The sequence below is a fragment of the Microcoleus sp. B3-D7 genome (assembly GCF_036705305.1).
In the GTDB taxonomy this organism is placed as follows: domain Bacteria; phylum Cyanobacteriota; class Cyanobacteriia; order Cyanobacteriales; family Microcoleaceae; genus Microcoleus.
Genome location: NZ_JAUBUE010000066.1, coordinates 1 through 25967, shown reverse-complemented (window position 1 = coordinate 25967; position 25967 = coordinate 1). Strand labels below are relative to the sequence as shown.

The 25967-nt window shown below is 43.8% G+C and carries 22 protein-coding genes and 3 pseudogenes; 11 read left to right on the top strand and 14 right to left on the bottom strand.

What is annotated here, in order from left to right; translation table 11 throughout:
* Positions 1-214: 214 nt before the first annotated feature.
* The 9 genes from QUB25_RS27340 to QUB25_RS27300 all read right to left on the bottom strand — a co-directional run bounded on the left by QUB25_RS27340 (position 215) and on the right by QUB25_RS27300 (position 13786).
* Positions 215-1876: a diguanylate cyclase domain-containing protein gene (locus tag QUB25_RS27340; RefSeq protein WP_333188237.1), complete on the bottom strand. Its 1662-nt coding sequence runs from the start codon at positions 1874-1876 to the stop codon at positions 215-217.
* 128 nt (positions 1877-2004) lie between these two features.
* Entirely contained in the window at positions 2005-2457 is a 453-nt protein-coding gene (locus QUB25_RS27335) for a response regulator (RefSeq protein ID WP_333188234.1), read from the bottom strand.
* On the bottom strand, positions 2454-2624 hold the full coding sequence (locus QUB25_RS27330; protein WP_333061642.1) for a hypothetical protein: 171 nt from the start codon (positions 2622-2624) through the stop codon (positions 2454-2456). Before QUB25_RS27330 ends, QUB25_RS27335 begins: the two co-directional genes overlap by 4 nt.
* Before the next feature lie 465 nt (positions 2625-3089).
* A complete protein-coding gene (locus QUB25_RS27325) occupies positions 3090-4997 on the bottom strand; it encodes a PAS domain S-box protein (RefSeq protein WP_333188232.1) in 1908 nt (635 codons plus the stop codon).
* The gene (locus QUB25_RS27320) at positions 4998-6938 is read right to left on the bottom strand and encodes a response regulator (protein ID WP_333188230.1); all 1941 of its coding nucleotides are present in this window, start codon (positions 6936-6938) and stop codon (positions 4998-5000) included.
* 289 nt (positions 6939-7227) lie between these two features.
* Positions 7228-10383, bottom strand: a complete 3156-nt coding sequence (locus QUB25_RS27315) for a PAS domain S-box protein (protein WP_333188227.1) — start codon at positions 10381-10383, stop codon at positions 7228-7230.
* Positions 10380-10778, bottom strand: coding sequence for a response regulator (locus QUB25_RS27310; RefSeq protein WP_333041397.1), 399 nt, complete (start codon positions 10776-10778; stop codon positions 10380-10382). The genes QUB25_RS27315 and QUB25_RS27310 overlap by 4 nt, the downstream gene beginning before the upstream one ends.
* 60 nt (positions 10779-10838) lie before the next feature.
* Positions 10839-13382 (bottom strand): CBS domain-containing protein, encoded by a 2544-nt coding sequence (locus QUB25_RS27305; RefSeq protein ID WP_333188225.1) that lies wholly within the window; start codon positions 13380-13382, stop codon positions 10839-10841.
* A gap of 158 nt (positions 13383-13540) precedes the next feature.
* A complete protein-coding gene (locus QUB25_RS27300) occupies positions 13541-13786 on the bottom strand; it encodes a hypothetical protein (RefSeq protein ID WP_333061634.1) in 246 nt (81 codons plus the stop codon).
* Between the two features lie 1739 nt (positions 13787-15525).
* Between QUB25_RS27300 and sds the strand changes: the two genes are divergently transcribed.
* Entirely contained in the window at positions 15526-16497 is a 972-nt protein-coding gene (gene sds / locus QUB25_RS27295; RefSeq protein WP_333188221.1) for a solanesyl diphosphate synthase, read from the top strand.
* Between the two features lie 97 nt (positions 16498-16594).
* Here the strand turns inward: sds and QUB25_RS27290 are convergent, their stop codons facing one another.
* The gene (locus QUB25_RS27290; protein WP_333140081.1) at positions 16595-17059 is read right to left on the bottom strand and encodes a hypothetical protein; all 465 of its coding nucleotides are present in this window, start codon (positions 17057-17059) and stop codon (positions 16595-16597) included.
* Between the two features lie 671 nt (positions 17060-17730).
* Between QUB25_RS27290 and QUB25_RS27285 the strand changes: the two genes are divergently transcribed.
* From QUB25_RS27285 to QUB25_RS27270, 4 genes are all read left to right on the top strand, one after another.
* Positions 17731-18081 carry a hypothetical protein gene (locus QUB25_RS27285; RefSeq protein WP_006635783.1) on the top strand — a complete coding sequence of 117 codons (351 nt, stop codon included), beginning with the start codon at positions 17731-17733 and terminating at the stop codon, positions 18079-18081.
* A gap of 107 nt (positions 18082-18188) precedes the next feature.
* Positions 18189-19709: a stress-responsive protein Ycf46 gene (gene ycf46, locus QUB25_RS27280; protein WP_006635782.1), complete on the top strand. Its 1521-nt coding sequence runs from the start codon at positions 18189-18191 to the stop codon at positions 19707-19709.
* 130 nt (positions 19710-19839) lie between these two features.
* Positions 19840-20193, top strand: a complete 354-nt coding sequence (locus QUB25_RS27275) for a DUF1257 domain-containing protein (protein ID WP_006635781.1) — start codon at positions 19840-19842, stop codon at positions 20191-20193.
* Positions 20194-20277: 84 nt separating this feature from the next.
* The gene (locus tag QUB25_RS27270) at positions 20278-20508 is read left to right on the top strand and encodes a hypothetical protein (RefSeq protein ID WP_333188216.1); all 231 of its coding nucleotides are present in this window, start codon (positions 20278-20280) and stop codon (positions 20506-20508) included.
* Positions 20509-20744: 236 nt separating this feature from the next.
* Here QUB25_RS27270 and QUB25_RS27265 read toward each other — a convergent pair whose 3' ends face one another.
* Complete coding sequence (locus tag QUB25_RS27265) at positions 20745-21053, bottom strand: hypothetical protein (protein WP_333188213.1); 309 nt, start codon at positions 21051-21053, stop codon at positions 20745-20747.
* Positions 21054-21122: 69 nt separating this feature from the next.
* On the opposite strand from QUB25_RS27265, the pseudogene QUB25_RS27260 reads away from it, so the two are divergent.
* The 4 genes and pseudogenes from QUB25_RS27260 (at position 21123) to QUB25_RS27250 (ending at position 22909) form a co-directional block, all read left to right on the top strand.
* Positions 21123-21970 (top strand): annotated as a pseudogene (locus tag QUB25_RS27260) (IS630 family transposase).
* A 30-nt stretch (positions 21971-22000) separates the two neighbouring features.
* Complete coding sequence (locus QUB25_RS27255; RefSeq protein ID WP_333188240.1) at positions 22001-22357, top strand: transposase; 357 nt, start codon at positions 22001-22003, stop codon at positions 22355-22357.
* Between the two features lie 217 nt (positions 22358-22574).
* Positions 22575-22718: an ISAzo13-like element transposase-related protein gene (locus QUB25_RS29930; protein WP_445251989.1), complete on the top strand. Its 144-nt coding sequence runs from the start codon at positions 22575-22577 to the stop codon at positions 22716-22718.
* A complete protein-coding gene (locus tag QUB25_RS27250) occupies positions 22682-22909 on the top strand; it encodes a hypothetical protein (protein WP_333188243.1) in 228 nt (75 codons plus the stop codon). Before QUB25_RS29930 ends, QUB25_RS27250 begins: the two co-directional genes overlap by 37 nt.
* On the opposite strand, the pseudogene QUB25_RS27245 reads toward QUB25_RS27250, so the two are convergent.
* A pseudogene (locus tag QUB25_RS27245) lies at positions 22874-23314 on the bottom strand (helix-turn-helix domain-containing protein); the annotation flags it as partial. The gene QUB25_RS27250 and the pseudogene QUB25_RS27245 sit on opposite strands and share 36 nt — an antisense overlap.
* A gap of 119 nt (positions 23315-23433) precedes the next feature.
* Between QUB25_RS27245 and QUB25_RS27240 the strand changes: the two are divergent.
* Positions 23434-23604: pseudogene (locus QUB25_RS27240) on the top strand (IS1 family transposase); the annotation flags it as partial.
* 4 nt (positions 23605-23608) lie between these two features.
* Here the strand turns inward: QUB25_RS27240 and QUB25_RS27235 are convergent.
* The gene (locus QUB25_RS27235; protein WP_333188210.1) at positions 23609-24496 is read right to left on the bottom strand and encodes an alpha/beta hydrolase; all 888 of its coding nucleotides are present in this window, start codon (positions 24494-24496) and stop codon (positions 23609-23611) included.
* 387 nt (positions 24497-24883) lie between these two features.
* On the opposite strand from QUB25_RS27235, the gene QUB25_RS27230 reads away from it, so the two are divergent.
* The gene (locus tag QUB25_RS27230; RefSeq protein WP_333188208.1) at positions 24884-25378 is read left to right on the top strand and encodes a GAF domain-containing protein; all 495 of its coding nucleotides are present in this window, start codon (positions 24884-24886) and stop codon (positions 25376-25378) included.
* A gap of 93 nt (positions 25379-25471) precedes the next feature.
* On the opposite strand, the gene QUB25_RS27225 is transcribed toward QUB25_RS27230, so the two are convergent.
* Positions 25472-25627, bottom strand: coding sequence for a hypothetical protein (locus tag QUB25_RS27225; RefSeq protein ID WP_333188204.1), 156 nt, complete (start codon positions 25625-25627; stop codon positions 25472-25474).
* Positions 25628-25967 lie beyond the last annotated feature (340 nt).

Below are 25967 nucleotides of genomic sequence, written 5' to 3'. Positions count from 1 at the left end.
TCAGTGGTTTGACTCATTTCTATTGGTGGCCGGAGGCAAAAGTTTAATCATGGTTAATCGACCGGACATAATATTACTCCATGTCACTCGATTGCATCCCACGGGCAGTGCACTCAGAAAATAATTATTCTGATACAAAGGTCAACAATATGAGTTAGGAGTTGTGAATTAAAAATTAAACACGATATGACAAATTACAAATTACCTTCAACTTTTACATAAAAATCGGGGAAGATTCCGAGTTACTGCTGGCGTGACAAATGCGATTTTTGCCTTCGGTTTTGGCTTGAAAAAGGGCGCTGTCAGCGCTGCGAATTAGGGTGTTCGGAGATTCCTGGGCAGAAGGAATCGCTGTCGCAATGCCGCAACTGAGGGTAACGTAGGGGCCGATCGACGATCGCGCGTGGGGCAGTTTCAAGCTGGCGATGCCGTCGCAAATTTTCCGGGCGACAGCGTTTGCCCCTTCGGCGCTAGTGTTGGGCAGCACTAGGGCAAATTCTTCGCCACCGTAGCGGGCAGTCAAATCCCCAGCCCGCTTGGTGGCGCTGGCGATCGCCCCGGCAACTTGGCGCAAACAATCGTCCCCGCCGAGGTGCCCATAAAACTCGTTGTAAAGTTTAAAAAAGTCGATGTCCAACATAATTAAAGACAGCGACAGTTTCTCTCTTGCCAATCTGCGCCACTCTAAGTTCAAAACCCGATCGAACTGGCGGCGATTGGCAATGCCAGTCAGTCCGTCAGTAGTTGCCAGTTGCTGCAATTTTTGATTGGCTATTGCTAGCTTGCGGTAAAGTTGAGATTGTTCGATCGCGATCGCCACTTGATTTGCCAAGTGCTGTAAAAAATCTATTTCCCACTGCTGCCATTCCCTGACACCGCAGCAATTGTATGCTGTCAACATTCCCCACAAACTATTGCCATTTTCTGCGATCGAATCCGGCAAATTTTTACTGTGCGCCTGCGGTTTTCCACTCGCGTGGTGCCAGATATAATTTTCCGCTGCATCTTGATTGTTCTCGACTTCCCAAACAGTGGCTTCTGGTGTTTCTTTTGCCGTTTCCCAGTCGCCTGATTGCCAAATTGGTACGCTTATAACTGCTGCAATTTCACAATCTGTCAACAATTCTTTGCAACTGCCAGCCAAGGGGGCAGTGCTGACATCTGCTATTGCTTGTACCGACTGGGATTCGACTAAAATAAAGCATGACACCGCCAAAGCAGCACTAATATTTTGGTTTTGAATATAACCTTCTGGCAAACCGTCACCTGCGACGATCGCACCTTTTTGCTCTTCCCCGTCCAATTGAGACACCCAATCCTGACACCGATAAATTAAAACGCGGTCTGTTTGGAGAAATTGGCGCACTTCTGCAACGGTACTTTGGAGAATGCTTGCCGGATCTATTGACGATCGAATATGTTCGATCATTTTGCCCAACAGCCGCTGTCGCAGAGCCTGCTGCCGCAATTGTTCTTCGATTTGCTGGCGTTCGATCGCGTAATGGATTGCCCGCACCAGCAGAGTTCTGTGAAATCTTCCCTTTACCAAACAATCTTGAGCGCCCCAGCGCAATACCGACCGGGCAATATTTTCATCGCTGATATCTGTCAGCACCACAATTGGCAATGTGGGCCATCGCCCTTTCAAAACTGCGATCGCCTCGCTTCCCCTCAAGCTGTCTGACACTGACAAATCTAATAGTACGGCGTCAAACTTTTCTACCTCCAGACACCCGACTCCTCTCTCCAGAGACGTAACAGTTTGGAGGAGAAATAGAGACTCGCTGAATGACCCTAGAAGGTCTTCGATCATTGTCGGAGCTCCGAGGTCATCCTCAACCAACAAAATTTTCAGACATTGGTGACGTGTTAACACAACTATAGCGTTCGGAGCGCGTCGAAGGCAACTTTTTTGTTTTGAGAGCGATACTTGCGATAAGCCAATATTTCGGCTTATTAAATTCACTATACACTCAAACTAGGCATTTAGCGCTCCATTAATGCTTACATATCCGGCGGGAGTGAAACGATTTCAAACCAATACTCACATAAAGTCTTCATTACTTCAAGCAAGCCTTCAAAAGTGACTGGTTTGGATATGAAAGAATTGGCTCCCAAGCGGTAGCAAAGCAAAATATCTCCTCTGCGGTGGGAAGTTGTGAGCATTACAACTGGAATTTGTTGCAAATGGGGGTCAGATCTGATCGAAGTTAGTGTTTCTCGCCCGTCCAGCCTCGGCATATTCAGATCCAAAAGTATCAAGTCTGGCTGATGCCAATTGCTGCTACCAAGATATTGACCGCGACGGTACAAGTAGTCTAGCACTTGTTCTCCATTTTCCACAAATTCGCTCGTAATTGCTAATCGAACTTCTCTCAGTGCTTCCTTCACCAAAAAGCGCGTGTCCTCGTCATCGTTTGCTATTAAAAGAGTAAATTTTTTCTTTTGATAATTCACGGCTTTGCCTCACTACCAAATTCTTTTGTGAGGTTGCGGGACTTTGAGCCGTGTCTGACTACCTGCAAAGAATCTCTTGCCATCATCCGGTAAATCTGGCTGATAACACTGAAATTGTGTAGCTGTAATTTACCGTTTTTCTCCATTTGCAAAGGTTTGCGAATCATGCTTGTTTCACTTGGCAGTCTGTCCGAGAACCGGCCAACTGCAAACACATCACAAATCCTTCTCCGCGAACTACTAGGGAAAGTATTGCATCCCAAAGCAAGATGCTCTGGATACAGTTGAAAAAAATTAACAAGTCTTGCGCGCACCGCTGATTTATAAGTTGTATAAGGATAGAGCTACTAGATTTATATTGATAGATTTATCGCTCGATGTCATCAGTGAATATGCTACACTTTATAAGCATTTTTGTAAAGAAAAGATAAAGCTATTTAAAGCTTAAGTAAAGGACGGGTGACAATCAAGCAATTTAGTGACAAGCGCCCGGATTCATCCGTGGATCGAGAAAAAAGCTCCCAATCCTGATCACAAGCCCCTGGATTTATCAGTAAGGTCGCTTTCTTCAATTCTAAAATCTAAATTCTAAAATCTAAAATTGATTGACTGCTTCAGGCGGACTGCTGACTTCACTTTGGTATAGGAATAGAAAAATAAAAAGTCGAGCCTCGATTGGGTTCTGATTCTACCCACAGGCTGCCACCGTGCCGATCGACAATTCTTTGACAAATCGCTAAACCGATACCAGTTCCCGAATACTGTTTTTGGGTGTGCAAGCGCTGAAAAATCTGAAAAATTCGCGGATGGTACTGTGAGGCAATCCCAATACCATTATCCTGCACTGAAAACACCCAGCTCTCCCCCTGATGCGAAGCGTCCACCTGCACCACCGGCGCCTCACTGCTGCGGTACTTAATGGCGTTACCAATTAAATTTTGAAACAGTTGCAGCAGTTGAAAAGAGTCACCTTTTATCCTTGGCAAATTCCCCCTAGTCACTGAAGCTTGATTCTCGCGGATGGCCAAATGCAAATTAGCACAAGCATCCTCAAAAACCCGATTGCAATCTATCATCTCAAAAGGTTTCTGACTGCGACCGACCCGCGAATACTCCAGCAAGTCATCAATCAGCGCCTGCATCCGCTCGCAAGACTGAACAATATTGCGGATAAATTTATTCCCTTGGGCATCAAGTTGGTTGGGAAAGCGTTTTTCTAATAGTTGAGCGTAGCCAGCAATCGTGCTCAAAGGCGCTTGCAAATCGTGAGAAGCCACGTAAGCAAACTGTTCTAGTTCGGCATTAGAACGAGTTAATTCTTGAGCGTAGCGGGTTTGAGTGTCTAAACTCTCTTGCAGTAATTCTTGTACCAGCTTGCGTTCGGAAATATCCTCGATCGCACAAATCAAATACTGCAGCGTCCCCTTGACATCGCGCATTGCCGAAACCGTAACATTTGCCCAGCGCACTGCCTCATCTTTGCATAGCAAACGCTTTTCCACAGAAAAAGTTTGAATCTTCCCGGATAACAGCGAGCGCAGGTATTCTCTGTCCGCTTCTCTGTCATCTGGGTGAGTAATTGCCTCCCAATTTTGCTGTAACAATTCGGATTGTCCATAACGGACAATTTGACAAAAGCCGGGATTTACCCGCATAAATTTACCACAAAGCGCGGTTTTAGCTATGCCGACCGCAGCTTGCTCAAATATCGCGCGGAAGCGTTCTTCGCTGTCTCGTAGGGCAATTTCTGCTCGTTTGCGCTCGGTAATGTTACGAAATGTTACTGCCAGACCATCATTTAATTTGACCGCCACAATGTGCAGCCAAACAATTGTATCACCCTCGTGTTCGTAATAAAATTCTTGGTCTACAGTTTCTCCTGTTTCTACTACAGAAACATACAAATCAAATAACCTTTTATTGCTAACCTGTGAAACTTTGGCTAACAAATTCTTGCCAACTATCTCATGTAATAGCAGACCATAAAATTTTTCAGCGGCAGGGTTGATTAAGAGCCACTGGAAATCTACAATATTTTCCTCAGTGTTGCGGACAGCAGAATAAGCCACCACACAGTCTAAGGAACTATTTAATATGCTAGCCAGCAGCGACTGTGACTGTTGCAGTTGATAATTTTGTTCTTTTAACTGCTGTTGCAGTTTTTGCAATCGGACTTGCTTGTCGATGCGCGCTAAAACTTCTTCTACTTGAAATGGTTTAGTAATATAATCGGCGCCTCCTACTCGAAAAGCTTGTAGCTTATCGTTCATTTCATCTAATACGCTTAAAAAAATTACCGGAATTTGTTCAGTTTCTGGTGTCGCTTTCAGTCTCCGACAAACTTCATAACCGTTCATTTCCGGCATTCTAATGTCGAGCAAAATTAAATCTGGGCAATGGGTGATCGCAACATTCAACGCCAGTTGACCGCAAATAGCTCGATAAACTTGATACCCCTGGGAGGTTAGCAGTTTGGATAAGAACCGCAGATTGCTTGGTTGGTCATCAACCACCAATACTTTAATTTCGCTATTATCCATTTATTTTAAACTCGATTGAGTTAAATCCATTATCTTGTCGAGTCGGTAATCGGCAAGCAAATCTTTTAAAGCCTCAGCTAAAGTTGGATGACTTTCCCAGATGCGATCGACAAGTTGAATCGCCAGCTCTTCATTAACATCATTAGCTGCGTCATAGAGTTCCTTCACCCAGCTTTGAGGCATCTGATCCAGCAGCCCTCCGAAAAATGAATCGGGTTTTTCGTTCACACAATAACGCCGTAAAGCCCCGATAGGGAGTCGGGGCAACTCTTGATAAAGATAGCGCACTCCCAAGTAGCAAGCCATCTTATCAAAAAGGATTTGTTCTTGAAAAGGTTTCCGCACAAAATCGTCGCAACCTGCGGCGATAATTTCGCCTTTTTTTTCCTCAAAAGTGCTAGCAGTCAGAGCAATAATTATAGTTCGCCACTGATTTTCTTTCTCTTTCGCTCTAATTTTTCGGACAGCTTCAAAACCGTCCATTACTGGCATTCGCGTATCCAGCCAAATTAAATGAGGCTGCCAAGTTTCCCAAAGTTCAACCGCTTGGTAGCCATTTTCCGCTTCTCGGACTTCAAAACCAATTGGTTGCAACATTTTAACCAGCAGCAGCCGATTTTCTTGATTGTCGTCAACTGCTAAAATCCGATAAACCGGTTGATCTGCTTCTAGTCCGATCACCCGCTGCAATGTCGCCATTGTTATTTCAGACGAAATAGCGGCAAATACTCGGATATTAAATTTAAAACTGCTTCCCTCACCTAAAACACTTTTCACCCAAATATCCCCACCCATTATCTGCACATATTTTTTAGTAATTGTCAAACCCAATCCCGTACCATCAGCAGCTTTTCTCCCGACTTGTGTTTGCACGAAAGCATCAAATAAAGTATCAATTTCTGCTGTTGCTATGCCAACACCCGTATCTTCAACTTCAAACAAAATTAACAAGGGATCGACTGAGGTAGAGTTAGGATGAATTTCCGATTCTGCAGGCTGTGGCTGGTTGCTTTCCACGCTCACGCGCAGCCAAATACGGCCCCCGTCGTGAGTGAATTTCATGGCATTTGCCAGCAGGTTAATTAAGCAAACGCGCAGCTTTTTTTCGTCAGTTTTTATATATTGGGGAACATTTGCCTGGACCGAAAATCTCAGTTGCATTTTTTTTGTTTCAGCTTTGATTTGAAACATTTCTTCGAGAGTGTCGAGGAGTTGATAGAGGTCAAAGCTGCGTTGATCTAAGCCAATTATCCCTGCTTCTATTTTCGACAAGTCTAAAACATCGTTAATTAGTTCCAGCAAATGTTGACCGCTGCGATTAATAATTCGGAGATTTTCGAGATTTTCGTGGCTGAGCAAAGAGTCGCGGCTCATGACTTGAGTAAAACCCAAGATGGCGTTCAGGGGAGTCCGCAATTCGTGGCTCATGTTGGCAACGAATTGACTTTTTGCTAGCGAAGCAGCGGCCGCTTCTTCTTCGGCTTTTTTGCGTTCAATTATTTCTTCTTGCAGTTCTTTATTGCGATCGAGCAATTGTTTTTTCAGTCTCTGGATAGTCAGTTGGTGTTCGATTCGCGCTAAAACTTCTGCTACATGAAACGGTTTTGTGACATAATCAACCCCTCCCACTTGAAAGGCGGTTAGTTTGTCCAATACTTCATCTAAAGCGCTGATAAAAATAACGGGAATGTCGGATGTCTTCGGATCTTCCTTGAGCTGTGTGCAGACTTCGTAGCCGTCCATTTCGGGCATTTTGATGTCGAGCAAAATCAAATCGGGAGAACCAGATCGCGCGGCCCTGATTGCCATTTTGCCGTTAATTACGCCGCGGACTTTGTAGCCTCGATCAGACAGCGTTGCTGATAAAACTTGCAAATTTTCTGGAGTATCGTCAACAATTAATATGTTGCCTTTATTTTCTTCTATTTGATTGTTGGTCATCGAGCGCTATTTTTTGTTAATTTAAGAAGTGGTGAAATTATGAAAACTGGTTAAATAATCATTATAGCACTCTCTCCTCAATCAACTCCTTTTATATTTACAGAACTTATCCTAGTTAAGATTGGAGATTTGACCTTAAAGAATGGGGAATGACTGATGATTACCAGGGTGTGGAGCTGGCCTACAAGTAAATTAGTCTATCGGCCGCAGGCGAGTTTACAAATAGGCGATCGACCTACATCATCAATAATCCTGAACCTGCCCCTATTATCCCTTGTTATTTCATCCTTCAACAATTTCTAAACTCGTCAATCAAATCGAGAATCCGATCGCACCGGAAGTTATTCGCCAAATCGGCGATCGCGCTGCGGAAACTCGCATTAATAGGAGGAATCGACAACAGCCGAAAAATCTCCTCGTTATCAACCGCATCCGCCGCAGAATACAATTCATCAATCCATTCAGCAGGCATAGCTTCCAAAAATGAAGTATTGAGCGTAAAAGCCAAATCAGCCGTTTCAGTTGCCGTGGAAACCTCGGCGGACACCGCAGCATCAGAAGTTAGCGAAGCTTCTCGATCGTAAACATAGCGGACTCCCAGATACTTAGCCATTTTTTCCAGAATCACTTGCTCCCGAAAAGGCTTCGCTACAAAATCATCGCAACCAGCAGACAAAATCAGTGATCGCTCCTCATCAAAAGCACTTGCAGTCAGAGCAATAATCACCGTTGCTTGACCTTTCAAATGCGCTTTAATCTGTTTAGTAGCTTCGTAACCGTCCATCACCGGCATCCGCATATCCATCCAAATCAAATGAGGTTCCCAACTCGACCACATTTCCACAGCTTGAACGCCATTTTCAGCTTCCTGCACCGCAAAGCCGAGCGATGTCAGCATTCTGACCAACAGCAAGCGGCTTTCCAGGCGATCGTCAACAGCTAAAATCCGGTATTCTGGCTGTCCGGGTTCCAGACCCACCACTCGGCGAGCTGTTTGAGCCACCTGAATTTCCACTGCATTAGGGAGCCAAACTTTAACATCAAACCTAAAAATGCTGCCGCGACCGAGGGTGCTTGTTACCGTCATCTTCCCTCCCATTAACTTAACGAACTGCTTGCTGATTGGCAAGCCCAAACCTGTTCCTTCTTGAGCTTTTTTCCCGCTTTCTGTTTGTGCGAAAGGTTTAAACAAATTATCCATTTCTTCCGCAGAAATTCCTGAACCAGTGTCTTCCACTTCAAATAGCAAATAGCAACTTTCATTTCGCCGAAATTCGGGGGAATTTTTGTTGCTTAGCAGCTCATGTTTTAGTCTCAAATTAACACCCCCTTCCGCAGTAAATTTAATAGCATTACCTACAACATTGATCAAGACTTGTCGCAACTTGCTTTCGTCAGTTTCTATATATTGAGGTAGATCTGGGGGGCAATCAAAAATTAACTGCAACCCTTTTTTCTCGGCTTGCAGCTTCAGCATATTTTCAGTATTAGTTAGCATTTTGTGCAAGTCGAAGGTGCTGTTATTAAGTGTCACCAGCCCGACTTCAATTTTTGACATTTGCAGAATATTGTTGATCAAAACGAGCAAATGTTCCCCGCTCTGGGTAATAATTCCTAAGTATTGCTGTTGGTCGGCATCGAGGTCTGGGTCGCGGGCTAGCAGTTGGCTAAAACCGAGAATTGCGTTGAGGGGAGTTCGCAATTCGTGGCTCATATTCGAGAGAAATTCGCTTTTTGCCCTGTTCGCTCTGTCGGCTTCTTCTTTAGCTTTTTGCAGGACTATTTCAGCTTGTTTGCGTTCGGTAATATCGCTAGCAGTGCCTGTGGTGCCGATGATGTTTCCTTCAGCGTCCATGCGCGCGATCGCCTTGGTATTTACATCAATCTTTCTGCCGTCTTTTCCTAATACTATATTTTCGTACTGAAACACAGTTTTTCCCGTCAGCAAGCGCTGCTGAAGTTCCCATTTCCAATCTATTTCTCCTGGGGCTAAGAAATCGCTAAAAGAACAGCCGAGCATTTCTTCAGGCTCGTAACCGTATATTTGTTTAACTGCTTGGTTGACAAAAGTAATGTGTCCTTGAGCATTGCAAGACCAGATAATATCTTGGGAAGTTTCAACTAAATGACGGTATTTTTCTTCGCTCTCTGCAAGGGCTATTTCTGCCAGCTTGCGTGGGGTAATGTCCATCAAAGTTGTGAAGAGTTTTGTCACTTGACCTTGTTGGTTGACAACTACTTCTCCTCTGGCTTCAATGTAGCGGATGAAGCCGGCTTCACTTATTTGTGACGGGCAATTATCTGCAGCAATTTTCGGTTCCGGGCGCAGAATTCGATATTCCAAACTGTAAGATTGCCCGCTAGCAATAGCAGTGTCGATCGTTGTTTGCCACTTTTGTCGATCGTCGGGATGCACGTATTGCGAAAACTCAGTTAGTGTTGGCGCAGGCTGGGTTGGATCGATCCCAAAAATCCGAGATAGTTCTTCCGACCAAGTAGTTGTGTTTGCCGATAAATCGCATTCCCAATTACCGACACGGGCGATTCTTTGCGCTGCTGCTAAAGAAGCCGCTACAGCTCGGAGTTTTTCTTCGGCTAATTTGCGATCGCTAATATCTTGAATCACAGAAATCACGCAGGTTTCGCCATGAATATCAATGATTTCTGCTGACAGCAGCCCGGTTCGGATTTCCCCTGTTTTAGTGCGAAAATCAAATTCGTAGTTGAGAATAATTTGTTTTTCATCTAACATTTTAAACAACTCGGCGCGGGCTTGTATATTTTCCCAAAGATTCAAATCAAGCGCCGTGCGATCGATAATTTCTGCAGCCGAATAACCGATTGTCTGGCAAAAAGCCTCATTAATTTCTAAATAACGACCGTCATTAAATCTGGTAATAGTAATCGGGTTGGGAGAAGAACGAAAAGCTTTAGCAAACTTTTCCTCAGACAACCGCAGTTGTGCAGTCCGCTCCTCGACTAAAGTTTCCAGCTCTTGATTTAGCTTTTGGAGTTGAGCATTTTGTTGCGCTAATTGCTTCTCCCTAAAATAGCTGTTAATCGCTTCTTTTACCGTCAACTTCAAATCTTCGGACTGCCAAGGCTTCGATATATATCGGTACAATTTAGCATATTTAATAGTATTCGCCACTGCTTCTAGGTCTGCTTGCCCCGTCAGCATAATTTTGATAGTTTTTGGCGAAATTATGTGAATCTGCTTGAGCAATTCGTCCCCTTTGATATTCGGCATCAGATAGTCGGAAATCACTGCTACGATTTCGCACCCCTCTGCCAGTAATTCCTCGATTAACTCTAAAGCATCTTCGCCACCTTCAGCGGTTTCTAATAAGTGTTCTTCGCCCAGGGTTTTTTTTAACTCAATTTTCAAACTTTCAAGAATTATTGGTTCGTCATCCACACAAATAATCACAGGTTTATTGTTCATATTTTTGTCAAACCAGATTTTATAGTTTCTACTAATTCTTTGCGTTCCCACGGCTTGTACAAACAACGGTGCAAGTTTGCTTGCTCTTTCACCCGTGCTATTGCTACTTCGTCTGCTTGCCCGGTCAGCATAACTTTCACAATTTTAGGATATTTGTGGTGAACCATAATCAAAAAATCATCTCCTTTAATCCCTGGCATTAACCAGTCAGATACTATGACTAAAATATCACTCTCATCTTCGTTTTGAATTTCCTCCATAATTTCCAGAGCTTCCTCTGCATTTTCTGCTACTTCATAGAGGTAAGCATCCCCAAATTCTTTTTTAAGTTGAATTTTTAAACTATTTAAGACCACAACTTCATCGTCAACGCACAAAATTACTGGTTTAGACATAAAACTTTACTGCTATTAAATTTTAAAAATAGGGGCATTTCCCTCTTTTTTTTATTGCTATCAAGGGATTCCGACTGGCAAGGATATAGTAAATTTTGTTTGGCCAGGCACGCTTTCTACTTGCAGTTCACCTTGGTGTTTTTCCATAATTTTTTGAACTATATCTAATCCCAAACCGCTGCCTTCCCCTGGAGGTTTAGTTGTGAAAAACGGCTCAAAAATTCTCGGCATAATCTCTGGAGGAATGCCGGGACCACTGTCGGTAATACTGACTGATATTGCGTTCGCTTGGTGTTTGACATCAATTTTTAACACGCCTTTGTTGCCCATCGCTTGTAAAGCATTGTGAACCAAATTTGTCCAAACTTGATTGAGTTCATCAGGATAGCATAGCACAGAGGGCAAATTAGTACCATAGTTTCTGACTACTTCCACACCGTGTTTGATTTGGTAGTGGTAAAGCGTTAAAACAGTATCAATACCGTCGGTAATATTAGAGATTACTTTGGAACCCGACTGGTCGTAACGAGAGTAGCTTTTTAAAGCAAAAACAATTTTGGCGGCCCTATCTGTAGCAGTTGCAATATTTTTAGTGCTTTTTTGTACCGTAGCAAATTGGTAGGCGGTTTGTACAATGTTTCGACTTTGCTTGTCTTTCAATAAAGGTAAAAAAGGTTCTATATTATTACCGATGCCGATATCTAATAAAGTACAGGCAAGACTGGCGGCGTCGTCAATTTTTTCTGATTCTAGTTGCCCCTGCAAAAGTTTTTTTAACTGACGTTTTTCTTTACTAGATAATGTATCTGTTTCTTGGCTGGACTTGTGTAGCAAAGCAAAGAAATCCTGCCGCCGTTCCGGGGATAGTTGTTGAAAAAATATCGGCAACTGCTGCAACTGTTCCGTCCAGAAATCGGCGATGTTCTGCACAGAAGAGCGAATCGCCCCTAAAGGAGAATTGATTTCATGAGCAACTCCGGCAATTAACTGTCCGAGGGCTGCCATTTTTTCTGATTGAATAAGTTCTTTTTGAGTCCGCTTCAGTTCTTCTAAGGTATGAGATAACTCTGCATTTTTTTGGCAGAGGGCTGACTCGGCTATTTTGCGGGCGTTGATGTTGCGGGCAACCCAAATGACTGCATCTTTTGAGAATAGAGAAATGCAGGCAGAAAACCAAATTTCGCGATCACAAACTGTTAAGCTGTAGTCAAAATTGATAGTTTGTTCGGTTTCTAAAACTTGCTGAACTAACACCCACCAATCATCCGGGTTGTTATCGTCAAGAAAATGTTCTATAGTCAAGCTGACTATATCGCAATCAGGCTCAGACACCGCTGCCACATTCGTTGGCAAAATTTCTATGTTCCGCTGACTGTCTAGCACGAGAACTATGTCGGTCATTGCTTCAAAAACGGCGCGGACTTTCCTTTCAGAAAAGTGCAATTTTTCTTCTAGCAGTTTCCGACCACTAACTTGTTGCTGCAATTCTTCGTTACTGGCTGCTAGTTGAACCGTGCGGTCTAGAACTCGCTGTTCGAGTTCGGTGTTGAGGCGGCGAACTTCAGCTTCAGCCGTGGTGCGGTCTTGTATTTCCTTTTTTAACTGACTGTTGGCATTAATTAATTCTAAAGTTCGCTGTTTTATTTGTTCTTCCAAATTATCATTTAAAATTCGCAATTTTTCTTCGACTTCTGTTCTCCGCAACGCTTCTTTTTGCAATTCTTCGTTCATTTTGTTCAACTCCTGAATTTTGTCGGCAACTGTTTCCTGCAAAAGCTCGACATTTGCGTGCATTTCTACCGGATCTAAAGCCTGCAGCAGGCTAATTTCAGTCACAATTCCGGCTAAAAATCCTTCCTCGTCCACCACCACTAAGCGCCGGATGCTGTGCTGCTGCATTAACTGGTGAGCCTGCCACAAGGTGGCTTTTACCTGCAACGGTATCAGCGGAAAACTCATCCTGGCGGTGATGGGAGTACGTGCAAAATCTAGTCCAGAAGCTTGGAATTTAACAATGTCGCGTTCTGTAATTATGCCCACAGGTTTCTGATTTTTGTTGTCGCTGTCAGTGCAAATGACTATGCAGCTTTTGCGCTGGCTTCTCATCTGTTTTGCGACTTCTAAAACTGAGGCGCTGCTTGAAGTAACTATTACTTGTGTGGTCATAATTTCTTCGGCGCGCCACATTTTCAGCAAGTCGGCCGGTTTGAGGATTTGACGGATGCTTTCGCAGGTGATAGCGCCTAGCAAGTTGCCACCTTCGTCTAGGAGGGGTAAATGACGGATTCTTTTCGATCGCAATATGCTCAATACCTTGAAGATATTTCCCGCTTGATCGAGGGAAATAGCGATCGGGTTTTCAGTCATCACCTCAGAAATTGCCACCCCTGCTAGCGGTATTTCGCTAGCAGTTATTTTCACAACATCGCGTTCTGTAAAAATTCCGAGCAATTGCTGCTCAAACGCGATTAAAATGCAACTGGCACTCGCCTGAGTCATGGCAGCAATTGCGACTTTCAAGGGTGTGTCTGGAGGTAGCACCGGTGGTTTGGGGTCGATCGCCTGTTTTAGCAAGCTTTGGGTATTAGAAACTGTTGTTGACATGGGCAAATCAAGGGGAATATATGCAGGCGAAACCGCCACTTAATACCATTTTAGATTTCAAATTTTACACTCGCGGCACGCTCACCGCAATCGATAATTGACATCAGTCTAAAGTTGCATTTTAGTCGCACATTGGTAGGATTTTTAGTGCAATCCCGCTAAACGGCGATCGGAATTAACACCATACACATCCTTTGACCGATAACTGATGTTACTTCTATTTTACCCGAATGTTTTTCCACACTTTTTTTAACAATCTCCCGTCCCCAGCCCCTGCCTTCGTCGGCGGGTTGTGTGGTAAAGAACGGAGCACATATTTGTGGCCAAATTCCCCGGTAATTCACTTGCCACTGACGAGCAGGCTCTGATTTTCTGCTCTCACCTCTACTTTTAAAAGTCGGCAATTCTCTATCGCTTATAAACCAATACTCCGGACAGTTTTTGGAAAGATACTACAAGCCTTACAGGGCAAGCATCATAAAAAAGTCGAATTAAATGCAAGTCACGGCTATAGGTGACATTGATTTAATTATCCACGCTCGCCTCAAAGTCAAGCGAGAATAAGCCATTGGGCCATAGAAAAAGTGTCCCGACTATTGATAAACCATTCTGCATCATATTTAGGGAAACTTATTTGAGTTCGTCTGGATTACACAACAATTTAGGCAGTGTAGCTTGAGAATTTCTGACAACTTCTACTCTGGGTTTTAGTTTTTTTAATCAAAAGTTAATAGATTTTTAAGGGGTCATTAAGAGTGGCACTTACTTTTATACCATACAGTTATATCGAAAATCTTTTTATAATTAAAAATTACTTGTGTGTCTCTCCCTAGCAAATTATCTTATTGATAATCTGTGAATAAATGACAGAGACTATCTGCCTGAATCAGCCATTCAAGCATCCTTTGATGAAATCGGTGATTGCCGTGCAATTTTCGGGATTTTTTATGTTGAAAAAGCAGGTTGATTTATTCAGAAAAATCCCGTTTTATTCCTGTAAGTTATTGTCATAAAACAATAGAAATATTGCGTTTTTTGGCACCATAACCGACGACTTCAAACTCAGCATTTTTGATAATAATTTAATAGCTTTCTCGGAACATGAGCCTGCTTTCCCTGAGATGAAACTTGCTGTGAGCGATACAAGCTGCTACTAAATATAATATCCTGCCTCAGAGGCTGTTGGCATTGAACATCGATAACTGTACCTATGTGTTGCAGTAACTAGCAGCCCAGAAAATCACAGTGCCCGCAATTGTAAATAATAACCCTGCCTTTGCGCGCAAGCATTCAAGGCAGGGTTATTATTGAGTATTCCGAGTTTTCAAGGGTGAAGCGAGGGCGCTGCTGCCGACTTCGGCTGCCCAGCAATGCACTACTCGCCCAATCGAGTGATTTTAGCGCTGCGTTCGGCCAACATCAGCACTACATAAATAGTCATTACATAGCCGGCGGCCAGAATGGGAATAATTAGAGGAATATCGCGATAAATCATAGTTAGAACCAAAAGTCAAGGACGAGGAGGAGCAGGACAAGTTCAAGACCTACTACATTAAGTCAGCACGCAAGACCATGCCTTGGTTCTGAAGGCTGTTTTTCCATATCAAGCCTACGGGAACATTTAGGCGTTCCCGGTCATCAATAATGATTTACTGCTTTACAGATGCTTAAACAGCCTAAAACCATCCACTTTAGCTGCTTTGAGCTTCCGTGCACATAAGATGCGCTACTCTTAACTTCTGAAAACTTTTAGCCGCGAGGAACTAAAAATCTGTCCCAGAAATTTTGGCTGCGATCGACTAACAAGGCTGGCTCTACGAAACTCTTACAGGCACCTACAAGCTACCTGCCAGTCTGGCTGTACTTAATGTATAGAATTGTTTAAATCCTTAATACCCATAATAACACAGGGTTTCTGGGATTTAGAGATTTTTTGGCAGTGTCCTTAACAATTCGATACAATAGGGGCAACCCCTCTGGCAGCCGGCTACTCGCCTCTGGCAGGCGGGTGACTTCCATCGGGTGGCAGATGACAAATAACTGCCGATCGCCTAGATTTTTCTTTTCTATTGCAGAGAATTACCTTAAAATAAAGATATGATTTGTAAAATTTTGTTACTTTACGGCTTGAGTCGGCGTATCCATGATCTCTAGCACTCTCCTATTTTCCTCGGTTGAAGAAGACCTGCGACTGTTGACAGAAAACTTAAAACAGTTAGTGGGTGCCCGTCATCCCATCTTGTACGCGGCTGCAGAATACTTATTCGGCACAAAGGGAAAACGAGTGAGACCCGCAATCGTTCTGTTGATGGCCAAGGCGACTATGCCCGATCGGGAAATCACGGAAAAACACCGCCGCCTCGCTGAAATCACGGAAATGATCCACACAGCTAGTCTCGTGCACGACGACGTGGTGGACGAGTCGGATCTGCGGCGGGGAGTGCCGACGGTTCACAGTCGGTTTAACAACCGAGTGGCAGTATTGGCGGGAGACTTTCTGTTTGCTCAATCTTCCTGGCATTTGGCAAATCTCGACAACCTGCCAGTAGTCAAACTGCTTTCAGAAGTGATTATGGATTTAGCTGAGGGGGAAATTCAACAGGGACTCAATGGATTTGACACCAGCTTGTCGATCGAAGCGTACCTCGAAAAAAGTTATTACAAAACAGCGTCTTTAATTGCCAACAGTTCCAAAGCAGCGGGCTGTTTGAGCGAAGTTTCAGCGGAAATAGCAGACGATTTGTACAACTACGGTCGGAACATTGGTTTGGCATTCCAAATAGTAGATGATATATTAGATTTCACCGCTTCAACGGAAACTTTGGGGAAACCTGCAGGCTCGGATCTCAGAAGCGGTAATCTGACAGCACCCGCACTATTTGCCCTAGAAGAAAAACCTTACTTGGAAGTTCTCATAGAACGCGAATTTGCCCAAGAAGGAGATCTAGAGCAGGCCCTGGCACTGGTAGAAGATTCTAAAGGCATAGAGCGATCGCGAGAACTAGCCACAAATCACGCACAGAAAGCCGTCGCATACTTAGCGGCGCTGCCCCATTCAGAGTCCCGTCAAGCTTTGATTGATTTGGCTGAATACGTTTTGAGTAGACTTTATTAGAGGTTAAAAAGTTACACTTTATTGGTAATGGGGAATTGGTAATGGGGAATGCCCAATGCCTAATGCCCTGTTACCAATTAATAGAAAATTCAGTTGTTTAGGCAATATCCGGCGGTGGAGCCGATCGATACTGTTGCAAGTAAACGTTAATTAAACTCTGTACTTGCTCGCGAGGGATTTCCGTCCCGACTTCCTGATTTCCGGGACTTTCAAAAAAAACAATGCTGTCAAGACCTTCCAGAGCTATCATCTGAAATAAAATGTGAGTGACAGGCAAAAGCACCGGTCTGAGGCGATCGCCCCCAGCAGCCGCAGCCTGCGACGCATCTTTAATACTATTCCAAGCATAAATCACCCTCTTCTCCCGTCCCGGTTGCTTGAGATTGCTCAAAACCACGATCGCCCAACTTTGGTCTACCGCTTGCAGGATCGAGTATTCGAGGTGCTGTAGCTGTTGGGCAATTAACACCAGTGCCGGGGCGATCGCCTTTAAGATTTGTGGCGTCGAACCGTCGGGCGGAGCTTTTTCGATCAATGCTTGAATCTGTTGGTCTAAATCCATCAGTCAGTTCTTTGATATCTAAAATTAAAAATTTCAGGTTAGCAGGTCCGCATCCAAGTATATATTACCCAGCACTGCCCTATTAAAGATAAGCTGACACCCATCTAAATTTAATATTTAGCAGCCTACAGCCCTTGTAGCGAGCATTTGGGCAAAAAAATTAAGTGCGTAACAGCTTACACAATGTCATCCAAAAAGTCTAACGGTAGGGTGCTGAGCGCTAGCGCTGTCCAGGTGTGTTAAACCTGAGTCCGATCAAAAACCGAAAACGGTTATTTCACGTTCGGATTTGTCACACTTAAAGCTATAAAAACTGTTTGGGGAGTTTGGTTTCAAAATAAAAGCGCCCAAAGTTAGTAACCTCATGAGCGGGCTGGGTGTTTATGGCGAACCTTACCCCAGATGGCGGCTCAAAGAATTTGTTGGCCCTACTCCTATATATCTATTGTTCATATTTATAGTTGGTCGATCGTCCTTGACGCTACCCTACCTGCCGCAGCACCTCGGCCTCATCAGCTACACCCCTAGCTTTTTCGTTGTTAACACACCCACATTTACCTCAAATGTAACGAAATATTACAAGATGACGCTAAAGCTGCATAGAGGCTTGACAGCAAAGAATTAAGCGGCTAATCTGATATACATACCCGGGTAAGTCAATTCACTGTCATATGCAAGAAAAGCAAAAAGTTACATTGTATCTTCCACCAGAACTGCATCGCCAGCTCAAAATCCGAGCCGCAGTCGAAACTGAACCGATGTCATCAATTGCAGAAAGGGCAATTGTCTTCTACCTAGGAAATCCCGAACTGGTGGACGAAGTAGAAGCCTCCTACGGACAAACCCATCGGGTATACAACTGTCCAGAATGCACGGGTTCAGTAGTAATGCGAGATGGAGAACTGGCATCCGTAACAAGTCAGCCGAGCGTATTGGCTGAACAGGATCTTCCAGTAAAGCAGGTGTCGGGCGTCAGTGCCAGCACGGCCAAACCGGGAGAGGAAGAATTGGTTCCCTGCTAAGAATGCCTTGCTTCCCCAAAAAGCTAAAACTGAAATTTTCAGTAACAGGGCCAAGGGCAGCAGTGAGATTCAGCAAAGATAGCACCGTCTCTAGTGGGTCGAGGACTATGCAAGAAGAGATCAGTATTCTAATCCAAGCTCAATATCCTCTGATCTACCTCGTGACATCCGAGGAAGAGCGGTGTGAGCAAGCAATTTCGACAATAGCTCAAGCAAAACCACAGCGACGAGTATTTATCTGGACTGTAACTCACGGCATTGTGGAGTATGGTCAACCCCGCACCACCACCCAACACAACACCGTCTCGCCAGAGGCAGCAATTGAATGGGTGATCAGGCAGCGAGAACCCAACAGTAACGCTAGCATCTACATTTTCAAAGATTTACATCCTTTTATAGATTCTCCTCCGGTAACGAGGTGGTTGCGCGATGCGATCGCCAACTTCAAAGGAACGCAAAAGACAATTATACTGATGTCTCCTTTGCAGCAAATTCCGATCGAGCTAGAAAAGGAAGTAGTGGTATTAGACTTCGCGTTGCCAGACATGAAGGAACTCAACCAAGTATTGTCTGGTCAGTTGGAGCAAACGAAATCGCGACGCATTACCACAGAAGCGCGAGAAAAACTTTTAAAAGCAGCCTTGGGATTGACCAAGGACGAAGCTGAAAAAGTTTATCGCAAAGCCCAAGTTTCGACGGGGCGCCTCACAGAAGAAGAAGTAGACATAGTTCTTTCGGAGAAAAAGCAATTAATTCGGCGCAACGGCATTCTAGAGTTCATTGAAGAAGACGAAACCCTGGATGCAGTCGGCGGTTTAGAAGAGCTGAAGCGGTGGCTGAGACAGCGTTCCAACGCCTTTACAGAAAGGGCGAGAGAATACGGTCTGCCCCAACCAAAAGGGATGTTAATTCTGGGCGTACCGGGATGCGGAAAATCGCTGATTGCCAAGACTACCTCCCGCCTGTGGGGACTGCCCCTGCTGAGGCTAGATATGGGTAGAGTCTACGACGGTTCGATGGTGGGTCGCTCGGAAGCCAACCTCCGCAATGCCCTCAAAACCGCAGAATCCATCTCTCCAGCCCTCCTGTTCATCGACGAACTAGACAAAGCCTTTGCAGGAGGCACTGGTTCGGCCGACTCAGACGGAGGAACCTCCAGCCGGATTTTCGGTTCCTTCCTCACTTGGATGCAAGAAAAGACTTCCCCAGTCTTCGTAATGGCAACAGCCAACCGAATCGAGCGGTTGCCGGGAGAATTCTTGAGGAAAGGCCGATTCGACGAACTCTTCTTTGTTGATCTGCCTACCAAAGAAGAACGCCAAGATATATTTAAGATTCACCTGTCAAAGCGGCGTCGGGAAATTACTCGCTTCGATTTAGAGCAACTTTCCAATGTTTCCGAGGGCTTTTCAGGTGCAGAGATTGAGCAAGCGCTAGTAGCCGCAATGTACGAAGCCTTCGCTCAAGATCGAGAGTTTACGCAGCTAGACATCATCGCGGCCATTAAATCTACAATGCCACTGTCTAAAACAATGACCGAACAGGTCACCGCCCTTCGAGATTGGGCTAGACAGCGTGCACGGCCCGCTGCGTCTTCCGTCGCTGAATACCAGCGAATGGAATTCTAAAAGCTTTCTCCTGGTCCAAACAGGAGCAAAGGCTAGCAACAGCTAGCAGTTCGATTGAAGAGCCGCCCAGCGGCACCGTTAAATCCAGACCGTTGTTGTTTCTCTCTCAGTTTTATTAGGAGGAAATCCAATGTCTCACTTTAGCACTCTGCGTACCAAAATCACCGATGCCGAAATCCTGAAAGCTTCACTGCGCGACTTGGGCATTTCAGTCAAGTCAGAAGCTGATGTTCGTGGCTATAACGGTCAGCGCGTTCGCTCCGACATCGTAGCGATTCTCGAAGGCGAATATGACCTAGGCTGGTCTCGCAATAGCGATGGTTCCTTTGACCTGATTGCCGACCTCTGGGGCGTCGCCAAAAAACACAATCAAACTGAGTTAATCAACTCCATCAACCAGAAGTACGCAGTTAACAAGACCTTGGCCGCAGTCAAGCAGCGCGGTTTGCAAAATGCCAACGTTAAGCTGGTAGTGCAAAACTAATTGATCTGCAGGTTTCCAAGCTCGCGGGTTAACCAAACAAACGGGTTAACCCGTTTTTCGATCGCTAGGATGTAGAGGGGGTCTTTGGGCCGCCACATACTTTTTTATCACCCCCAAGCAGCAGCTTTCAACTTGAAAGCTGCTGCTTTATGCTTTAATGGTCGGCTACCTAATGCTTCGGGCAATCGTCGATCGTTTGTTGATAAATTTCAAGTATTCGATCGACTTTCCGTTCCCAATCAAAATGCTGCCGGACTCGTTCCCGTCCCGGACAACCCATACTCTGCAGCAATTCTGGTGAAGGAGCGATCTTGAGCATCGCATCTGTCGATCCCTTGACAAATCCTTATTTAGGGTTTGCTGAATAAGCGCTCGCAAACTAGCCCTGTCAAGGTGACTGCCGAGCCTGGTCTAAAAGCCTTGTTGTAGAAAGATGACGATGACGTGAGTTCACAATTCCCCGGGGGTTTCTTCTTTTTGGGGGAGCGTGGCTGCTTCAGGAAAGACTTCAAATTCACTCGGGGAGCCAAATCCAACAAAAAATCAGCTAATTAAGATAGAGACCAAGCCTGGATAAATGACCAATGATCAGGTTCACAGGCTATAGTCATTCCTCGATAAGTGCCTTGAATTTCATCAACCAAGTATAATTCTGAAAGACTCGACTCAATTTTACCGACACCATGTACACTGCCGAGAGTTCTTCGGACAACAGCTAAAATATTGTAAGAAACCAAAGCGAGGCAAAAATAAAATAAAGCAGCTTTCAGATAACCCAAGGTTTGAATTTCGCCCTCAAAGTTCTTAGTTACGATTTTAAATAGAGTTTCAACACTCCAACGTCCTCGATATATAGTCATTTCAAATAAATGTGAGACAAATGCAAGATGATGTAAAATCAAGAAAAATTGTTAACTCGGAGCCGAAAAATGGCTTACAGTCTAGATTTGAGAAAAAGAGTAGTGAATTATGTGGAAAATGGAGGGGGTATAACCAAAGCCGCCGCCCTGTTTAAAGTAGGAAGAGCAACAATATACAGATGGCTAGGGAGGGAAGACCTCCCTAGCAACTAAGGTAGAACACCGTGAGCGAAAGATAGACTGGGAAGCACTCAGAAAAGATGTAAAAGAAAATCCCGAAGCAAGATTAATAGAAAGAGCAAGGAAATTCGGGGTGAGAGCGAGTGCCATATCCTATGCCTTAAACAAAATGAAAATTACGAGAAAAAAAAATCGTTATAGAGAAAGAAATAGAGAATAAATAAATAATAAAATACTACCAAACAATAATAAATTCAATTAAAGCTCATGGTAGTAAAAGCCTTGTATTTATTGATGAATCAGGATTTGAAGAGTTTCAGGCTTATGTTTATGCCTGGTTCAAAAAAGGAAAAAAAGTCTATGGGGATAGACAAGGAAAACGGGGGAAAAGAGAAAATTTAGTAGCAGGAAGAACAAAAGGAAACAAGGACTTCATTGCACCTATGGTCTTTACTGTCAGCTTGAATCCAGAAAGTTTTGAAGGGTGGTTAGCTTTATATTTATTGCCATCTTTAACAATACCATCAATATTAATCATGGAGAATGCACCGATTCATCGTAAGACAGCAATTAGACTCCTGGTGGAGGAAGCAGGCCATCAGATACTTTTTTTACCAAAATACTCTCCTGACTTAAATGGTATTGAGCATGATTTTAGTGCATTAAAGAGAGCTATAATGTATTCGCATTCTGCCACATCTCTTGATGAGAGTATTCGCGTTTATTGTGCAACTTAGTGTCTCATTTTTATTTGAAATAACTATAATATAGAATGGCTGAATCTAGTATTAGAAAAGTTTGCCAAACAAACCGGAGCTGGACAATCGAAAACCATCTTGCTAGTCATGGACAGAGCCGGCTGGCATAGGAGCGAGCGAGTGGTGGTTCCATCAGGAATTTATGTAGAATATTTGCCACTTTACTCTCCGGAACTTCAGCCAGCAGAAAGGTTGTGGTCTCTGGCTGACAAACCATTAGTCAATAAAAGTTTTGACAAAATACAAGACTTGGAAGCAGTTCTGGAAGAACGCTGTCAAATTTTATCGACAACTCTGACAGAACCCATCAAAAATCTTACCAATTATTATTGGTGGCCCAATAACTGCTCGCCTCGCGAAGGATAGCTGATATTTTTTTTGCCTTCTTATCTAAATAATCATTAACGAGCGCCTGAGAGCTTGTCAAGCGAATAGATTCACTTGTTTACTAATTATCTAGCGGGCTATATTTATTGAACTTAGTGACAGTATTCGTTCAAAGTTTACCCAAAGTTGGATTTTTTAAAATAACACAAGCGAATGAAGTTTTTTTTCGCCATCATAAAGGGGGTAAGTAACCCGGATTTGGTATAAATACAATCCCATTGAACATCGACTCTTCCCTCATATAACCAGAGCCTGTCAAGGAGTGATTTTTACAAGTCTAAATTTAGTCAAAAGTCTCGTCTCATGGAAAAAACTCACACTAACAAGGCTCTATCTGTAGTTGTAAATGTGGTAGATAAAATCTATGAAATTGGTCGAAAGGTGACTGATGATTTTAAAAAAAATCTGAAAATTGTTTTTGATGAATATTTACCAAATGGAATTATCGAGCGATCCCTCAACTCAGGAATTAATCAAGTTATTACTTTTTCATTCCTTAGCCCAGATGTAAACATACTTTTTTTGCTTTAATATCCTCCGAACTTGTCCTCCACTTAATTTTATTCCTGTGGATTCCTCTAAGTATGTTGCTAATCTCTGCGCTGTCCATCGTCCCAAATTATATCCTAATTATTCAGGGTATTTCTCTAGGGTTTTTAATAATATTTCTATATATTTATCTTTGGCTTTTTTGTGATTTCCCTTCATCCTTTCATCTATTAGACTTTCTAGATTGTCTGGGTCTCCCTTGAGACACCAGTAAGATACCTTGTTTACTGAACAACCCAAAAAATCAGCGATTTTAGATTGCGTTTTGCCGTCCTTGAGCAATAATAAAATCATAATTCTTTCTCTGATATTTGCCTTTTATTCTTCTCTTAAGGCTTTTTTTAGTTTCTCTATTTGTTTGGGATTGAGATGGTTTTTGGCTGGCATTTTTGTAGTTATTGACTAAACTAAATTTTTATTAGACCCTATTTAAAGGCACAACAGCTTATCACTGACGGCTATTGTGTGTATCGCTTGTTTAAGCGATGAGTGTGACCAAAAGAGGGAGCAAAACAGGGATGACTAGAGTTGAAGGAGAAAATTGTCGTCTACGGCACTATCTGGCTCGACTTCACCGCAAGACTTTGTGTTATTCCAAGTCCGTTGACATCTTGTACAAGTCAGTACGCTTGCTGATCTACTATCTTAAACACGGGCGGATTCCTCTGTTCTCTTAATCATTCACCTTTGTGCAACACCAAGGAAGTTACTTGCCAAAAAATCTCTCATGTACCGATTCACTAACTGCGGCTGTTCCTGCTGCACCCAGTGGCTGCAATTAGGAATGTAATGAATCTGAAAATCCCCGACGTAATCTGCGGTTCCATAGGTTAACTCTTTGCCGAGGGCGACATCATTTTCTCCCCAAATCATCAGCGTCGGAACTTGCAGCACGCTCCAATTCTGGCGATCGAGAAATCCGCGAGCAATATTGCGGTAATAATTGATAGTAGCAGTCAGAGCGCCCCGTTTGGCAGCCGCATCTTTGTAAGCTTCAATATCTGAGGGGCTAAAGGTGCTTTTGTTAACTGCCATACCTTCCAAAGCAGCCGAAATTGCCTGATAGTCGCCCAACTGAATTAACAACTCCGGCAAAACTGGCAACTGAAACAAAAAGATGTACCAACTTCTCAGCAATTGTTGGGGAGTGCGTAACCCTTCAGCAAACTTTGCCGGATGTGGTAGATTCATCACAATTAATTTATCCACCATTTGGGGATAAGCATAAGCAAAATTCCAGGCGATCGCACCTCCCCAGTCGTGACCCACTAAGACGCAACTTTCGTATCCCAAACCCTGAATAATGCCTTTGACATCTTGCACAAACTCTGCCATCACGTAAGCAGATTGATCCTGAGGTTTGTCGCTGTCGTTGTAACCCCTGAGATCTACAGCGACTACTTTATAATCTGATGCAAATTCTGGGATTTGATGTCGCCAAGAATACCAAAATTCAGGAAATCCGTGCAGCATCAGCATCAGTGGCCCAGAACCTTGAGTGACACAGTGCAGTTTGATGCCGTTCGTAGCGATAAATTCGTGTTTCCAAGCAGCTTCTAGCACAGACATATTTGATGCTTCCTCTAGCTATCGAGATAGCCTAACAGTTCCTCTTTTTAAGAGGAACCAACTTTAGGCATATCTAGCAATTCTCCCAGCACTGGTAAACTCTTCCTTTTCTCTTCATTTATAGAACAGGCGCCCCGCCGGTGGTTCTTCGCGCAAAAAAAGCCGTAGCTTGCGGGGCGGGACTCCATCGCCCGTTGCCCAAAAAGATTGCTATCTCTGTCCAAATAATAGTATAATGTTGCTGGCATCCAGACAACTGTTAAGCCAAAAATTACTCATTTTTGAGCGCGCGAAAATCCCGAAGCGCAACATTTTGAGGTCTGGTGAAGGTGCCAGTTCAATAATTAATATCTGGCGAGTGTACTAGGAATTAAAGGAGTTAATACTATGTCGGGCGATCGGCTGCAAAACATTGTTAACCGCTTGACAGATCGTCTAAAGCGCGATGTATTAGTTGAAAAATCCCTCTACGACATTCGAGAAATTTTACAGAGCGATCGCGCCGTACTGTACTATTTTTACAGACAGTGGCAAGGTCGAGTGACTTACGAGATGTTGAGTGCGATCGAACTCTCAATCTTGGGTTCAACGGGGCCAGACGAATGTTTTAACGGCGACTACGCTGCTTTGTACGAAGCCGGCAGAGTTAGAGCAATTACAGATATTGAAGTAGAACCAATTCACCAATGCCACCGAGATTTTCTGCGTAGCCTGAAAGTTCGCGCCAATTTAGTTGTGCCTATTTTAACGAACAAAGGACTGTGGGGGCTGTTAATTGCTCATCAGTGCAGCGGGCCCCGTACTTGGTCGCGATCGGACATTGAATTCATGCAGAAACAAGCACAAAATATGGCAATGTCTCCCACTATTCAAGATAGTTAATATCGCATCTACTATTAGTACATAATATACCAGGATTTCACCCTCGAATAACTGTAATCGATCGCCCCCTTGGAGTAGTATGAATCTCAGTGTTCAACCGTTCTTCGAGTTCGGGTGCATTCTCTCGGCGATCGAAAATGACCAACCGCAATCTTGTCCCAATCTAGCGAGATATCCATCTAACCCACTTTCCGCACCCTCCACTGTCACAATCGGCTTTTGCGGAATTTTGTGAACCCAAATGGTCACTTTTTATACAGGCAAGTGGGAAATTGGACTGGCGATGCCAGTTCAATTTCGCCAAACTCCGAAAATTCGTAGTTTGACAGTTCAGGGTGCGGAATGTGGGTAGTAAGTAGAGCCCGAAACGCGAGCAAGAAGCGCTGGAAGAGATTCTAACTCTTTTCCAAAACTAAGCCTAACCGCACAGGTCAGCCGCCGCTAATAACATCTCGAACTCAACGAAAAGCTCAAATTGTCGGCTGCACCGCATTGTTAAGTAGTACTTCCGAATTAACCCTCTTTTGTCACTCTCGTGGTAGTATAAGGAGTGACACACCCCAAAAGCATTGCCAGTCCTATGGTAGAG

Coding starts and splice junctions, on each gene's coding strand:
- QUB25_RS27330 (WP_333061642.1), bottom strand. CDS start 2,624: ATGATTCGCAAACCTTTGCAAATGGAGAAAAACGGTAAATTACAGCTA.
- QUB25_RS27325 (WP_333188232.1), bottom strand. CDS start 4,997: ATGGATAATAGCGAAATTAAAGTATTGGTGGTTGATGACCAACCAAGC.
- QUB25_RS27320 (WP_333188230.1), bottom strand. CDS start 6,938: ATGACCAACAATCAAATAGAAGAAAATAAAGGCAACATATTAATTGTT.
- QUB25_RS27315 (WP_333188227.1), bottom strand. CDS start 10,383: ATGAACAATAAACCTGTGATTATTTGTGTGGATGACGAACCAATAATT.
- QUB25_RS27310 (WP_333041397.1), bottom strand. CDS start 10,778: ATGTCTAAACCAGTAATTTTGTGCGTTGACGATGAAGTTGTGGTCTTA.
- QUB25_RS27305 (WP_333188225.1), bottom strand. CDS start 13,382: ATGTCAACAACAGTTTCTAATACCCAAAGCTTGCTAAAACAGGCGATC.
- sds (WP_333188221.1), top strand. CDS start 15,526: ATGATCTCTAGCACTCTCCTATTTTCCTCGGTTGAAGAAGACCTGCGA.
- QUB25_RS27290 (WP_333140081.1), bottom strand. CDS start 17,059: ATGGATTTAGACCAACAGATTCAAGCATTGATCGAAAAAGCTCCGCCC.
- QUB25_RS27285 (WP_006635783.1), top strand. CDS start 17,731: ATGCAAGAAAAGCAAAAAGTTACATTGTATCTTCCACCAGAACTGCAT.
- ycf46 (WP_006635782.1), top strand. CDS start 18,189: ATGCAAGAAGAGATCAGTATTCTAATCCAAGCTCAATATCCTCTGATC.
- QUB25_RS27275 (WP_006635781.1), top strand. CDS start 19,840: ATGTCTCACTTTAGCACTCTGCGTACCAAAATCACCGATGCCGAAATC.
- QUB25_RS27265 (WP_333188213.1), bottom strand. CDS start 21,053: ATGACTATATATCGAGGACGTTGGAGTGTTGAAACTCTATTTAAAATC.
- QUB25_RS27250 (WP_333188243.1), top strand. CDS start 22,682: ATGGAAAAAACTCACACTAACAAGGCTCTATCTGTAGTTGTAAATGTG.
- QUB25_RS27235 (WP_333188210.1), bottom strand. CDS start 24,496: ATGTCTGTGCTAGAAGCTGCTTGGAAACACGAATTTATCGCTACGAAC.
- QUB25_RS27230 (WP_333188208.1), top strand. CDS start 24,884: ATGTCGGGCGATCGGCTGCAAAACATTGTTAACCGCTTGACAGATCGT.